This is a genomic window from Mycobacterium sp. (assembly GCF_049683935.1).
Lineage (GTDB): Bacteria > Actinomycetota > Actinomycetes > Mycobacteriales > Mycobacteriaceae > Mycobacterium.
Genome location: NZ_JBAUJR010000278.1, coordinates 1 through 13,456, shown reverse-complemented (window position 1 = coordinate 13,456; position 13,456 = coordinate 1). Strand labels below are relative to the sequence as shown.

Annotated in this window: 14 protein-coding genes; 10 read left to right on the top strand and 4 right to left on the bottom strand. The window is 67.6% G+C overall.

Features of this window, described 5'->3' with window-relative positions; genetic code table 11:
• On the top strand, positions 1–677 hold a 677-nt coding region (locus WA965_RS16280; protein WP_526447801.1), incomplete at its 5' end, for an FAD-dependent oxidoreductase.
• Between the two features lie 74 nt (positions 678–751).
• On the opposite strand, the gene WA965_RS16275 is transcribed toward WA965_RS16280, so the two are convergent.
• Positions 752–895, bottom strand: coding sequence for a hypothetical protein (locus WA965_RS16275; RefSeq protein ID WP_526300621.1), 144 nt, complete (start codon positions 893–895; stop codon positions 752–754).
• Between the two features lie 345 nt (positions 896–1,240).
• Positions 1,241–2,752, bottom strand: coding sequence for an amino acid permease (locus WA965_RS16270; protein WP_526447799.1), 1,512 nt, complete (start codon positions 2,750–2,752; stop codon positions 1,241–1,243).
• A 143-nt stretch (positions 2,753–2,895) separates the two neighbouring features.
• Here WA965_RS16270 and WA965_RS16265 point away from each other — a divergent pair, with 143 nt between their 5' ends.
• The 9 genes from WA965_RS16265 (at position 2,896) to WA965_RS16225 (ending at position 11,121) form a co-directional block, all read left to right on the top strand.
• Positions 2,896–3,693 (top strand): FadR/GntR family transcriptional regulator, encoded by a 798-nt coding sequence (locus WA965_RS16265; protein WP_526300625.1) that lies wholly within the window; start codon positions 2,896–2,898, stop codon positions 3,691–3,693.
• Positions 3,690–4,442 carry a cache domain-containing protein gene (locus WA965_RS16260; RefSeq protein ID WP_526300627.1) on the top strand — a complete coding sequence of 251 codons (753 nt, stop codon included), beginning with the start codon at positions 3,690–3,692 and terminating at the stop codon, positions 4,440–4,442. The genes WA965_RS16265 and WA965_RS16260 overlap by 4 nt, the downstream gene beginning before the upstream one ends.
• A 112-nt stretch (positions 4,443–4,554) precedes the next feature.
• Complete coding sequence (locus tag WA965_RS16255; RefSeq protein WP_526300629.1) at positions 4,555–5,757, top strand: cytochrome P450; 1,203 nt, start codon at positions 4,555–4,557, stop codon at positions 5,755–5,757.
• 44 nt (positions 5,758–5,801) lie between these two features.
• A complete protein-coding gene (locus WA965_RS16250; protein WP_526300631.1) occupies positions 5,802–5,990 on the top strand; it encodes a ferredoxin in 189 nt (62 codons plus the stop codon).
• A 7-nt stretch (positions 5,991–5,997) separates the two neighbouring features.
• Entirely contained in the window at positions 5,998–7,383 is a 1,386-nt protein-coding gene (locus WA965_RS16245) for a glutamine synthetase family protein (RefSeq protein WP_526300633.1), read from the top strand.
• Positions 7,380–8,087, top strand: a complete 708-nt coding sequence (locus WA965_RS16240) for an ABC transporter substrate-binding protein (RefSeq protein ID WP_526300635.1) — start codon at positions 7,380–7,382, stop codon at positions 8,085–8,087. The genes WA965_RS16245 and WA965_RS16240 overlap by 4 nt, the downstream gene beginning before the upstream one ends.
• On the top strand, positions 8,088–8,801 hold the full coding sequence (locus WA965_RS16235; protein ID WP_526300637.1) for a gamma-glutamyl-gamma-aminobutyrate hydrolase family protein: 714 nt from the start codon (positions 8,088–8,090) through the stop codon (positions 8,799–8,801).
• A complete protein-coding gene (locus WA965_RS16230) occupies positions 8,798–9,619 on the top strand; it encodes a gamma-glutamyl-gamma-aminobutyrate hydrolase family protein (RefSeq protein ID WP_526300639.1) in 822 nt (273 codons plus the stop codon). Before WA965_RS16235 ends, WA965_RS16230 begins: the two co-directional genes overlap by 4 nt.
• A complete protein-coding gene (locus tag WA965_RS16225) occupies positions 9,616–11,121 on the top strand; it encodes a PucR family transcriptional regulator (RefSeq protein WP_526300640.1) in 1,506 nt (501 codons plus the stop codon). Before WA965_RS16230 ends, WA965_RS16225 begins: the two co-directional genes overlap by 4 nt.
• A gap of 9 nt (positions 11,122–11,130) precedes the next feature.
• Here WA965_RS16225 and WA965_RS16220 read toward each other — a convergent pair whose 3' ends face one another.
• Complete coding sequence (locus tag WA965_RS16220; protein ID WP_526300642.1) at positions 11,131–12,237, bottom strand: CaiB/BaiF CoA transferase family protein; 1,107 nt, start codon at positions 12,235–12,237, stop codon at positions 11,131–11,133.
• Positions 12,234–13,456: aldehyde dehydrogenase family protein (locus WA965_RS16215; RefSeq protein ID WP_526447797.1), on the bottom strand; the 1,223-nt coding region annotated here is incomplete at its 5' end. The genes WA965_RS16215 and WA965_RS16220, both read right to left, overlap by 4 nt.

Sequence of the window (13,456 nt, the reverse complement as noted above, 5' to 3'; positions counted from 1 at the left end):
GTGTAGAGGTGCGACTGCGGGCGCGTGCGGTGTCGATCCGGGTCGCCGCCGGTCGCGCCGCCGGTGTCACGCTGGCCGACGGTTCGGTGCTCGCCGCCGACGCCGTGGTGCTCGCCGTCCCGTCCTGGAATCTTCGGTCGCTGCTCGACGACGTACCTGATTCGGAGGACGCCCGACTCGCCGCCAAGAAACTCGAACCGGTTCCGATCATGAACGCCTATGTGCTGCTCGACCGCCCGCTGGGCACCGTGGCGCCATGGGAATCGTTGTTGGACAGCGACATCGGTTGGGTCTTCGACCGCGACCGGATGCACGGCCCGCGCGAGGACGGAAATCATCTCTATGCACTCACCACGTGCGCGGCCTACGACCTGATGGAGCTGAAGAACGCCGAGGTCGCTGACCGCCTCGTCGCCGCACTTCGGGCCGGTTATCCGGCCGCCCGCGACGCTGAGGTCCTGGACGTCACCGTGGTGCCGTGGCCCAAGGCCACGTTCTCCTCGCGGGTCGGCATGTCCACGATCCGGCCGGACAACCGCACTTCACTGTCCAATGTGGCACTGGCCGGGGACTGGACCCACAACGACTGGCCGACGACGATGGAGGGTGCCGCGCAAAGCGCCGCACGCGCCGTCGACGTCGTGCACGAAGCGCTACGGCCGCAGCCGGCCCCGTAGGACCAAGAGCCGGGTAGAACCAACAGAGCCGGCGCCCCAAGGGGGCAGCCGGCTCTGGTCAACACGGGTTGGCGTCAGTGATTTGCGTCCTCATGCCGGCGGGCGATGGCGAGAAGCTCGTCTCGAACCGTCGAATCCGGCAGAGCGTTGATCCGCGCGTAGAGGCGGCGCCGGTTCACGGCGCGCTTGACGTCGGCGCGAATGTGCGCGAGGGACATGGTGCTCAACTCCTTTTTGGGACCCCGGGGTACGGGGCTCTGTTTGCTGCTGGTGTCCACTTGGCGAGGATCACTCGGCAAGTAGAACGCTTTGATCGTCCTTGTTAATTCTGGGTAAATCAACTTTCGCGCTGTGAGTTTGCATACAGTGCACGTCGTGGCAGTGGGACGGAAGCGCGGACCCTCCTGGCCGCGAGCGGTCTGGCGGCTTCAGGCGCTTCCGGCGGATCGACGGCCCGGAGTGACGGCGGCAGGTTTCGCTTTGCTGAGTGTTGCCGGTCACATCAGAACGTCGAGCACCTCAGAACAGCAGCGGGATGCCCGCCTGCGATGTAGGCCCCGGCGTCAGGGGGTCTTCGACGGGATGGCGTCGCTGTACGGGGCGGTGCTTCGGTCGTGCAGCGGGTGAACGGCCATGTACACCAGCCCGATGACGACCACCACCGCCGCGGACAGCGCCACGATCCAGTTGTCGTACCACGCGGCATCGGGGGTCCGCGGCCATGCCATGTTGATCATCGCGATGACGCCGTAGACCAGTGCGGTGATGTTGACGGCCATGCCCCACTTGCCCAGGGAGTACTTGCCGCTGGGAACCCAGCCTTTCAGGCGCGCCCGCAGTGCCGCCAACACGACCATCTGGAACCCGAGGTAGATGCCGAACGCCGCGAAGCTGATGATCTTGGTGATCGCGTCGGTGGAGAACTTCGATCCGATGACGATCACCGCGGGCACGATGGCGGCGAGCAGCAGCGCATATGGCGGGACGTGCCGGGTGGCGGAGAACTTGCTGAGCAGCTTGTGGCCCATGATCATCCGGTCGCGGCCGTAGGAGTAGGCCAGTCGGCTCGCGGCCGCCTGCAGGCTCATCGCGCACGACAGGAACGAGATCAGGACGATGAGCAGGATCACCTTCGAGCCGAACGGCCCGAAAGCCTCATTGAGAACAGTGGTGACCGGATCGGTGTCCTCGCCGGCGATGACGGCGGGGATGTCGGCGACTGCGAGCACGAGCGCCAGGCAGACGAATGTAGCTGCGGCACCACCGATGTAGATGGTTCGGCGCATCGCCTTCGGGATCAACCGACCCGGGTCGGCCACCTCCTCGGCGACGTCGCCGCAGGCCTCGAAACCGTAGTACTGGTAGATACCGATGAGCGCTGCGGCCGCGAACGCCCACAGGTAGTTGCCGTCACCGCCCGCACCGAAGCTGTCGAAGATGATGCCGATGTTGTGTTCCCGATGGGCAACGAGCAGCCAGACACCGACGACGAGCGCGCCGATCAACTCGGCGGTGAAGCCGATGATCGCGGCTTTGGAGAGAACCTTGGTCCCCATGAAGTTGATGGCCGTGGCCAGCGCGAGCAGGATCAGGGCGAAGGCGATGACGTTGTTCACCGTCGCCTCGACGCCGAAAGTGGCTGCGATGAACGGACCGGAGCCGTAGACCACCGACGAGATGGTCACCAGCAGTGCCACCATGTAGACCCAACCGGTCATCCACGCGTATCGGCGACCCCACAGTCTGCGCGCCCACGGATACACCCCACCGGCGACCGGGTACTGCGCGACGATCTCGCTGAAGCTCAGCGCGACCAGGAACTGTCCCAGGCCGACGATGAGGAAGCTCCAGATCATCGGCGGTCCGCCGGTTGCCAGTGCAAAGGCGAACAGCGTGTAGACGCCGACGACGGGGGAGAGGTAGGTGAATCCGAGGGAGAAGTTGGCCCACGGGCTCATCTCCCGCTTGAACTCGGATTTGTAGCCGAGCGCATGCAGATGCGCGGCGTCGTCTCCGCCGAGGAACGCGGGGGAACCCTCATCGGAGGCGCTGGTGGGCGGCGTAGTAGTGGACATCAGCCTGCTTTCTGGTAGCGCTGCGAAGCCAAGTGACCGAAAAACTACAGTCCTATTGTTTAAACGGCAACAGAATCGGCAGAATTGATCTGGAATCCGGTAGATTGCCGGCGACGGTCGTACCGCGGAGGAGGAGGGCGCCGGTGTCGTCGTTGTCCCCACTCGTTGCGGGCGAAGCTCCGGTCGGCCGCGCCGACGAGATCGTTCAGCGCATCACCGAGGCCATCCACCTCGGGCTGCTCGACGACGGCGAACGCCTGCCCGTGGAGATCGACCTCGCGGCGCAGTTCGGGGTGGCGCCCATGACCGTGCGCGAAGCCCTGGCGACATTGCGTGAGCAGGCGCTGGTGGAGACCCGACGCGGTCGCAGCGGGGGATCGTTCGTGCGCCGCCCGGCGGGTCCGCCGGTCGACCAGTTGACTGCGCGTCTGGCTGCGATGAGCGCCTCTGACCTGCGCGATCTGTTCGACGAGCACACGGCGATCGCCGGGCAGGCGGCGCGGCTGGCCGCGGAGCGGGCCGCTCCGTACGCCGTGCGGCGGCTCTTCGTCCTGACCGATCAACTGGGTTCGGCGACCACGCTGGGTGATCGGATCCGCGCCGACAGCCGGTTCCACATCCAGGTGGCGATCGCGTCGCAGTCGGCACGCCTGGCGCGTCGGGAAGCCAACCTGCAGGCCGAGATCGCGGGTCTGGTGTGGCTGCCCGTCGGTCGGCAGGTCGACATCGCCGCGCACGTGGAGGAGCAGCATGCGATCGCCACGGCGGTCGCGTCCGAAAACGCAGACGAGGCAAGGCGTCTCGCGGAGGCGCACATCATGGGTCAGCTTGCCCGCTTGACTGAAGTCAATCTCGATCTGACGGCCGGGGCGACGAATCTCGACCTGACGGCCGCGGCGGCGGATCCGGACCTGACCGCCGCACCGGGGGCGGGCGCATGACCGACAACGTGCTGGCCCGCCGGCTGGCCGAGGAGGCGTCGCAGTCTCTGGAACCGATCTACGAGTTGCTCGGCCGCATCGCCGAGGATGTGCTCGGCAGCCGGCCACCTCGCGCCGCGCTCACCGAACTCCACTTCCGAGGGCTGCAGCGCCGACTCGCCGACCTGCTCCGGGAGGAACGCGCCGTGTGGGGCATGGGTTTCATCGCCGCGCCGGATGTCGTCGACGGCAAGGAGCGGTATCTGGCCTGGTGGCAGCGCCACAACGACCGGGTTGCCCGACTGAGGCTGAACTTCGACCCGACCTCCATCGACGTCTACGACTATCTGCAGATGGACTGGTATCGGCTGGCGCAGCGCGGCCACGCGCGCGTCGCCTACGGACCCTATGTCGACTACAGCGGTTCCGACATGTACACGATCACCGCCACTATCCCGATCGTCGCCGACGGGACGTTCCTCGGTGTCGCGGGTGCTGATCTGGTGGTCGGCGAGGTCGAGCGCCACTTGCTCGAGGTGCTGCGGCAGACCGATGACGACGCCGTTGTCGTCAACACCGAGAGGCGCGTCATCGCCGCGAACAGCGCGCGGTGGTTTGTCGGATCGCGGTTGCCGGCAATGCCGGCCGTCGGCCCGGCCGCGGACAGTTCGGCCTTCCGGGAGGTGGCCGAGCTGCCGCTGGGCACCGGGTGGGTGCTGGCCATCGCCTGGCCGAACGCCGACGAGCAACCTCGGGGCAGCGGCACGTAACCGACTCTTAACGGAGAAACAGCCGCCAGCTGTTGACATTAAGCATCTATTTTTAGAGTATTTAGTCACAGTTTCCGGTCGCCCAGGTAGCCCACCCTCGGAGGTAGTACTGATGTCGTCGGCCACTCTCGGCCCCGTTCCCGCGTTCGACGTCGCGGACCCGGCGTTCTCGATCACCTCCGCCGAGGTCCACGACGCCCGCGAACGCAGCTGGTATGCGACCACCCAGTACGGCCTCGCGGTGCTGCGCTACGAGCAGGTGAACCGCTTGCTCAAGCACCCCAAACTGCGGCAGGGCAGCGCCGCGTGGCCCGCCCACAACGGCGTGACCGAGGGACCGTTCGCCGACTGGTTCGCCAGCTGGATCCTCAACAAAGAAGGCGAAGAGCACCACCGGCTGCGCCGGCTGATGAACCCCGCGTTCTCGCACAAGTTGATCGGCGCGCTCGTGCCGAGATTCCAAGACCTGGGCAACGAACTGATCAACAACTTCTCCGAGCCTGACCGCTGCGAGTTCGTCAGCGAGTTCGCCGAGCCGTACGCGGCCCGAGTGATCGCGATCATGCTCGGCATCCCCGAGAGCGAATGGAAGGTCATCGCCACCGAATCGGTGACCATCGGGCTGTCCCTCGGGGTGACGATCCGCGAGGACCTGCCGAGGATCGAGGCGGCCCTGCAACGGCTCTACGACTACTGTGACGACCTCATCGCCGATCGCCGGGCGAACCCGCGCGACGATTTTGTCACCACCCTGGTCAACGCCTCGCGCGCGGAGGACGGTCGGCTGAGCGACACCGAGCTGCGAGACGCCATGGTGCTGCTGATCTTCGGCGGATTCGACACCACCCGCAATCAGCTCGGGCTGGCGATGCAGACGTTCATGGCCCACCCCGACCAGTGGAGACTGCTCGCCGAGCGGCCCGATCTCGGCGGTAGCGCGGTCGAGGAGGTGATGCGGGTCAACCCCACGGTGCGGTGGGTGACCCGCGAGGTGTTGGAGGATTTTGAGTACGAGGGTGTGGCGCTCACCGCCGGCACCACGGTCCACCTCTACAGCGAGTCCGCGGGCACCGACCCGAGAGTTTTCGCACCGGGCTTCGACCTCACCGCAGAACGGAAGCCGCACTTCGGTTTCGGCGGCGGCGCCCATCATTGTCTGGGCCATTTCGTCGCCCGCTCGGACATGAGCGAGGCCTTGCCGCTGCTGGCCCGCCGACTGCGCGACCCCCACGAACTGCCCGGCGCCGAGTGGCTGCCGGATTCGGGCAACACCGGACCGATCCGGTTGCCCATCGGCTTCACGCCAGCCCCGTGATCGCCGGAACTGCAGCCCCTCCGCAGACCAGAAAGGATTCCAGAATGCACGTCACCGTAGATCTCGCGAAATGTCAGGACCACGGCCAGTGTGCGATCGCCGCGCCCACGGTGTTCTCCCTCAACGACGAGGGCAAGCTCGAATACGACGACAACCCCGACGATTCACTGCGCAGTGAGGTCGAGGAGGCGGCCGACGTCTGTCCCGCCCAAGCCATCCTCGTCAAGGATTGAGCACGCGATGACAACGACTCAGCTCGACGCGCACCGCCAGGGCAACGCCCAGAGCCCCGACCTCGCGGCCGCCCTGTCGACGATCACCGACCGCGGCGTCGAATTCGTGTACTTCCAGGCGGTCACCATCACCGGCCGGGTCGTCGGCAAGGTGGCGCCCGCAAAACATTTCGAGAGGCTGGCGATCAAAGGTGTCCAACAGCACCAGACGGCGGTGGCCAACCTGCAGGGCACCCGCGAGGGCGTGCTCCTCGCCGGCGGTGTCCATGCACCGGAGTACACGGCGATCCCGGATCTGGAGACCTTCGCGGTCCTGCCCTGGGACTCCAGCTTCGCCCGGGTCTTCTGCCGACTCTACGAGCCCGACCACCTGACAGATGCTCCCGGCGCTGAATTCGCCTGCGATTCACGGGGTCTGCTGCGTCGCCTGCACGAAGGGTTCACCGATCGAACCGGTCTGGAGCTTCGCACCGGCTGTGAGCCCGAGATGACCTGGCAGGGTGAAGGTCTGGAGGCGCAGTTCCGGCCCGGGTCGAGCCCCGCCTACCACATCGAACACCTCGAACGGAACCGGCCGATCGTCAAGAAGGTCGTCGAGTACGCACAGGCCCTCGGACTGGACATGGTCGAGGGCGACTACGAAGACGAGTTCCAGGTGGAGCTGAACTTCATGTACGACCACGCGGACCTGACCGCGGACCGGCTCACCACCTACCGGCAGATCTGCAAGCAGGTCGCCCGCGAACTCGGTATCCACGCGAGCTTCATGCCGAAACCGGCGACCGGGATGATGGGCAACGGCTGCCACCACAACTTCAGCCTGTGGCGCGACGGCGTCAACGTGCTGGCGGACCCGGGCCGCACCGAACTGCACCTCACCGACGTCGGGCGACATGCCCTCGGCGGCCTGCTGGCCCACTCCGCCGGCGCCATGCTGATCAACGGATCAACCGTCAACTCCTACAAACGGTATTGGGACGCAGGCCAGTTCGCGCCGTCGCGGATCAACTGGGGCCTGGACAACAAGACCTGCACCGTCCGGTTGTCTGCAGTCGGGCGGCTCGAGTACAAGCTGCCCGACGCCGCGGTCAACCCCTACCTGTCACACGCGGCGATCCTCGCGGCGTGTGAGGACGGCATGAAGAACACCACCGACCCCGGCGCTCCGACCCAGGGCTCGTCCTACGACGCACCGCAGGACGAGCGTTTCCCGGCGTTGCCGCTGACGCTGGGCGAGGCGATCGCCGCATTCCGGGCCGATGAGGTGCTCAACCAGGCCTTCGGGCCGGTGCTGTCGAAGTTGCTCGTCGACTTCCACGCCGACGAATGGGCTCGATTCTGCGGATACGTCACCGATTGGGAGCGCGACATGTATTGGAACGACACCCCGTGACCGCCGCTCTGAGGCTGGCGTGCCTCGACGCCGAGGCGCCGCCGCTGTTCTCCCTGTGGACCCCCGAGCATGGCAGGAAGGGCTACGAGCCCGGCGTCGCCGAGGCGCTGGGTGACGAACTCGGCCGTCCGGTGGAATGGGTCCGGGTGCCGTGGGTCGACATGATCCCGGCGGTGCGGCGCGGCGACGCCGACGCGGTGCTGTGCGGCCAGGGAATCACCGCCGAGCGGCAGGCCCAGGTCGACTTCACCAGACCCTACGCGGTGTTCCACGAAGGTGTGCTGGTCCGCAGGGGCGCGGGGATCCACACCGCCGCCGATCTTGTCGGCCGCCGCGTCGCCGCGATCGAGAACAGCACCAACATGGCGCTCGTCGAGACCTTCGAGGGCGCGGTGCCGGTGCCGTTCGGCGCGGGCTCCGACGACGTCTACGCCGACATGCTGGCCGCACTGCGCAGTGAGGATGTCGACGCGGTCGTCGACGATGACGTCGTGTTCGTACCGCTGGGCGCGACACATCCCGACTACGAACTCGCGTTCACGGTGCAGACCGCGAACAGGTGGGGCATCGCGGTGGCGAAGGACCGGCCAGACACCCTGGCCGAGATCGACAGCGCGCTCGGTCGGCTCATCGAGTCGGGGCGCCTGCGCACGGTCTGGGAGGAGTGGCTGCCGACCCTCGACTATCCGTTCGCGGGGGGCTGAGTGGCCCGGCCGCTGGTGGCCGTGGCCGGTCGGCGCGCCGCTCATGCACCGATCCTGCGATTCTCGGCGACCCTTGCTGCCGAGGCGATCTGCGAAGCGGTCTGGGCGGCCGGTGGCGAACCGGTCGTCGTGCACGGCCCTGCCGCCGATCCGTTGGCCGAACTGCCCGGTCGGTTGCAACGTTTCGACGGGGTGCTGCTGCCGGGAGGTGCCGACATGGAGCCCCGCCGATACGGGGCCGACCCGGCGCCGGAGACGACGGACACAGTGGCGTTCCAGGACGAGTTCGACCTGGGGATCACCCGGTCGGTGGTCGAGCTCGACCTGCCCGCACTGGCGATCTGCCGAGGCATGCAGGTTCTCAACGTCGCCCTGGGTGGGACCCTGGTCCAGCATGTGCCCGAGACGAACACGCTGCACCACAACGCCATCCACCACGTCGAGGTGAAGAAGGGCTCGCGGTTGCATACCATCGTGGGTGCCGCGACCATCGACGTGTCGTCCTACCATCATCAGGCCGTCGACCGGCTGGCCGCCGACCTGATCGTCACCGCCGTCGCGGCCGACGGTCTCATCGAGGCGGTCGAACACCGTCGCGCCGACATCGTGGCCGTCCAGTGGCATCCCGAGGACCGCCACGCCACGTCGGAGACCGACGCGGCCCTGTTCGCCGACCTGATCGACCGGGCCCGCAAACGAAAGGACTCCCAGTGACCGACAACACGCCCACCGACAGCAGGGTGCGCAGGGAAGACGTCATCCCGGATCTTCCGGTCCCCGCAGCACCGCGAGCCCATGTGTGCGTGCTGGCCTCGCTCAACTATCCGGACATCAGCGCGGCCGACGCTGCGCTGGTCAGGCGCTTCACCCGCGTCACCTTGGCGACGCTGGTGGAACTCGGTGCCTCCTATGAACTCTGGGACACCACAGAGGCATTGGAGGACCCCTCGGGGGCCGCACGTTTCGACGGCGTACTGCTTCTCGGCGGTGGTGACATCGACGGCTCCTGCTACGGCGTCAGCACCCGTCATCCGGCCAGTTACGGGATCGACGCGCGCGCCGACCGCGACGCCTTCGCCGTCATCGCGGCGGCTGAGGCCGCCGACCGCCCGATCTTCGGCATCTGCCGCGGATCCCAGTTGCTCAACGTTGCGCGGGGCGGCACGATCATTCCCGACATCGTCGACTACGCCCTGCACCACGGGGCGCCCGGGGAACCCGAGTTCGTCGACGAACCGATCGACATCATGCCGGGCACCCGACTGTCCTCGATCCTGGAATCGGCCAGAGTGAGCGGACGTTCCGGCCATCACCAGGCGGTCGACCGGATCGGCACCGGACTCGTGGTGGCGGCACGGGCGCTCGACGGAATCACCGAGGCGGTCGAGGACCCGGACCGCTTCTACCTCGGTGTGCAGTGGCATCCCGAGGACGACGACGGTCCGGAAGCCGACCGGTTGCGGCTGTTCAGCGCGTTCGTCGCCGCAGCCGAGAAGTCACGTCTGGGCGCAGTGGCCGCGACCCGCGAGTGATCACCGCCCGGGGGCTGACGCAGGTCGAAAGCCTCGGCCTGACACTGGTCGCCGGCGCCCATGCCGCCGACCGTGAGATCGCGTGGGCACACGCGATCGAACTGTCCGACCCGACTCCGTATCTCACCGGCGGTGAACTGGTGATGACCACGGGGATCAACATCGGAAACGATGCGGCCACACAAGCCGGGTACGTCGCGCGCCTGTCGTCGGCGGGGATGTGCGCGCTGGCCGTCGACACGGGGACCACGTTCACCGAGGTGCCCTCGGGTGTGCTTGCCGCAGGACAGGATTGGGGCATCCCGGTGCTTCAGGTCCCCGCGTCGACACCGTTCATCGCGATCGCCCGGGTGGTGATCGATGCGGTGAAGGCCGACGAACTGCGCTCGGTGCAGCGAGTCGTCGCCCACCAGGAGGTGCTTGCCCGGGCGACGCTGCGCGGGGGTATCCCCGCCGTCGTCGACGCGCTCGCGGACTCGCTCTCGGTAGCGGTCGTCGTCACCGGCGCCGACGGCGGGGTGCTGGCCGCAGTCGGCGAGGGACACCAGCGGCTGGCCAGTGTGCTGGCCGGGTCGGTCCGACCTGCAACTGCCCGCCACCATGCCGGCTACGTCACCGCCGACGGGGACGCGCTGATCACGATCCAGACCCTTCGGGTGGCCCAACCTGTTCGCGGTCACCTCGCGGTGCGGACGGTGCAGCCACTGTCGACCTCCGATCGCCTGCTCCTGGCGCACGCGGTGTCACTCATCTCCATCGCGTTGGAGAAACCGGCCCGTGTGATCGACGCCGAACAGCGGCTGCGCACCGCGGTGACACGCGAAATGCTCAGCGGCTCCGGCACTGTCGACGCCGGGCTGTTTCGGTACTTCGGCTTCGAACCCGACGGGGACGTCGTGGTGGTCATGGTCCGTGGTGCCGGACCGGCGTGTGCGGCCGCGTCCAACCTGGGGCGGTTGCTCTCGGCCGCCGGCGCCTATCTGCTGGCGCCGCGAGGCGACGAGATCGTCATCGTGGTGCCCGCCGCGGGCAGTGGGCGGCGAGTCTCGGATGTGATCGACACGTTCGGCCGTACCTGTGGGCGTGCGCCGGTGGGTGGTATGAGCAGACCCGGCCGACTCTCCGCAATCGCCATGGCAGTCGAGGAGGCCGCCGTTGCGCTGCAGTGCGGTGCCGGATCCGGCATCACCGAGTTCGGCGAACTCGGTGCGTTCGGTGCGCTGCTCGGCGGCCGGAGCGCAGCCGAACTCCACCTGTTCGCCGCGCCGTTGGATCCCCTTGCGGGCCGCGACGACGAGTTGATCGACACGCTGGCAGCCTTCCTGCAGCACAACGGTCAACTCGAGGCCGCAGCCGCCGAACTGCATGTCCATCGCCACACGATGCGGAATCGGATGCGGCGCATCAGCGAGACGCTGGCCGACGATCTGTGCTCCGCCGACACCCGGGCGCGGCTGTGGTTGGCACTGAAATCCCGACAGCTGCTCCTCAGCCACGTCTGACGGCAGTAGCTACCCACCCAGCGGGGGCGGCGCACTGCGGTAGGTGACGGGGGTGGCCGACAGCGAGATCGGGTTGGCCACCTGCGGCGTCGCGCTGCCGGGTACCGATACCGCCGGGTGGATCCCGAGTCCCTCGGCGAAGGCGAAGGCCTCGGCCAGATCGTTGATCGGTCCGACCGGCACGCCGACGGCGGTCAAAGCGGCGTACCAGTGATCGGCGCCGTTCGTCTTCAGGGCGGTCTCGATCATGGTGCACAATGCATCTCGGTTGGCCACCCGCTGCGGGTTGGTCGCGAACCTGGTGTCGTCTGCGAGGTCAGGTCTGCCGATCGCGGCACTGAACGCCCTGAACTGCTTGTCGTTGCCGACGGCCACCGCGACTGGGCGATCGGCGGTGTCGAAGGTCTGGTAGGGGGTGATGCTGGGATGGCGATTGCCCATGATGCCCGGCACCACGCCTGCGCCGAGGTAGCCCGAGGCCTGGTTCACCATCGACGACAGCAGCACGGCGAGAAGGTTCGTGTCGACCCGCTGGCCTTCGCCGGTGCGATCCCGATGGGCAAGCGCTGCCAGAATTCCGCTCAGTGCGTGCAGCCCGGCCAGCACGTCGACAAGGGCCACACCGGCCTTGGTCGGATCACCGGGTTCGGTGCCGGTCACGCTCATCAAGCCGCCCACGGCCTGCACCAGTAGGTCGTAGCCCGGCAGCGCCGCCCCCGCGTCACGGCCGAAGCCGGTGATCGAGCAGTAGATGACGTCCGGTCGAATCGCCCGCAGATCCTCATAACCGAGACCCAGTTTCTCCATGGTGCCGGGCCGGAAGTTCTCCACCACGATGTCGGCGTGCGCCACCAGATCGCGGGCCCGCTGGACGTCGTCGGGGTCGCCGAGATCCAGCGCGACCGAGCGTTTGTTGCGGTTGACCGAGTTGAAATACGTTGCCACACCTTCGGAGTCGTGGGGTGGACCCCACTGCCGGGTGTCGTCGCCGGAGCCGGGACGTTCGACCTTGACGACCTCGGCGCCGAAATCGCCGAGCATCATCGTCGCGTACGGTCCGGCCAGGACCCGGCTGAAATCGACGACCACGATGCCCTCGAGCGCTCCGGCGGTCATGCGCCCGGCCTCCCACCGCGCAGGTACACGGTCGTGGTGTGAGTGAAGAACTCCCGCGCGGCGCCACCTTGTTCCTTGGGTCCTAGACCACTCTTCTTGGCGCCGCCGAACGGGACATGGGGGTCCGCGCCCGCCGACTCGGAATTGATGTGCAGCACCCCGACATCGATCCGGTCGACGGCTTGCAGGGCCCGGGTGACGTCCTGGGTGAACACCGCTGCCGAGAGACCGAATTTGCTGTCGTTGGCCAGCGCGAAGGCCTCGTCGGCGGTATCGGCGCGCCGGACCGCGAGAACGGGTCCGAACAGTTCGTCGGTCCACAGATCGACGGGCGCACTGCCGACGTCGACGACCGTCGGCGCGACGAAGTAGCCGTCGGCGAGCGGACCGTCGGAGTAGGCAGCCCCGCCGGCCAACACCGTGGCGCCCTGGCGGGTGGCGGTGTCGATCCCGGAGGTGATGGACGTGCGTGCCGAGTCACTGATGACGGGACCCATCTGCGTCGCGTCGTCGGTGGGGTCACCCACGCGCAGTGCCGCGACGAGGGCCAGCAACTCATCGAGGAGCTGCTCGGCGATTCCCGTGGTGACGATCAATCGGGAAGTGGCGGTGCACTTCTGGCCCGTCGATCGGAAGGCTCCCAGCATCACCTGCTCGACGGCGAGGGTGACGTCGGCATCGTCGAGCACCACCGCTGCGTTCTTGCCGCCCATCTCGGCCTGCACGGGTACCCCGCGCGCCGCACCGGCGGCCGCGATACGCCGCCCGACTCCGGTGGAACCGGTGAACGTGATCGCGTCGACGCCGGCGTGGCTCACGATGGCATCGCCGACGTCGGCACCGCCGATCAGCAGGTTGAGCACGCCGGCGGGCAGGCCGGCCGCGGTCAGCGCCTCGGCGAGCCGAATCGCCAGCAGCGGAACCGTACTCGCCGGCTTCCACACCACGGTGTTGCCGTAGACCAGCGCCGGGGCGATCTTCCACGCCGGGATCGCGATCGGGAAGTTGAACGGGGTGATGACCCCGACCACGCCCAACGGTTTGCGGGTGATCAGGATCTGCTCACCCATGCGGGGCGAAGCGTAGATCTCGCCGGCCTGACGATCACCCTCGTTGCCGTAGTACCGCAGAATCTGTGCGGCACGGCGGACTTCGCCGATGCCTTCGGCTTTGGTCTTGCCTTCTTCGGTGGCCAGCTCCAGACCCCAGGGCTCGGTGT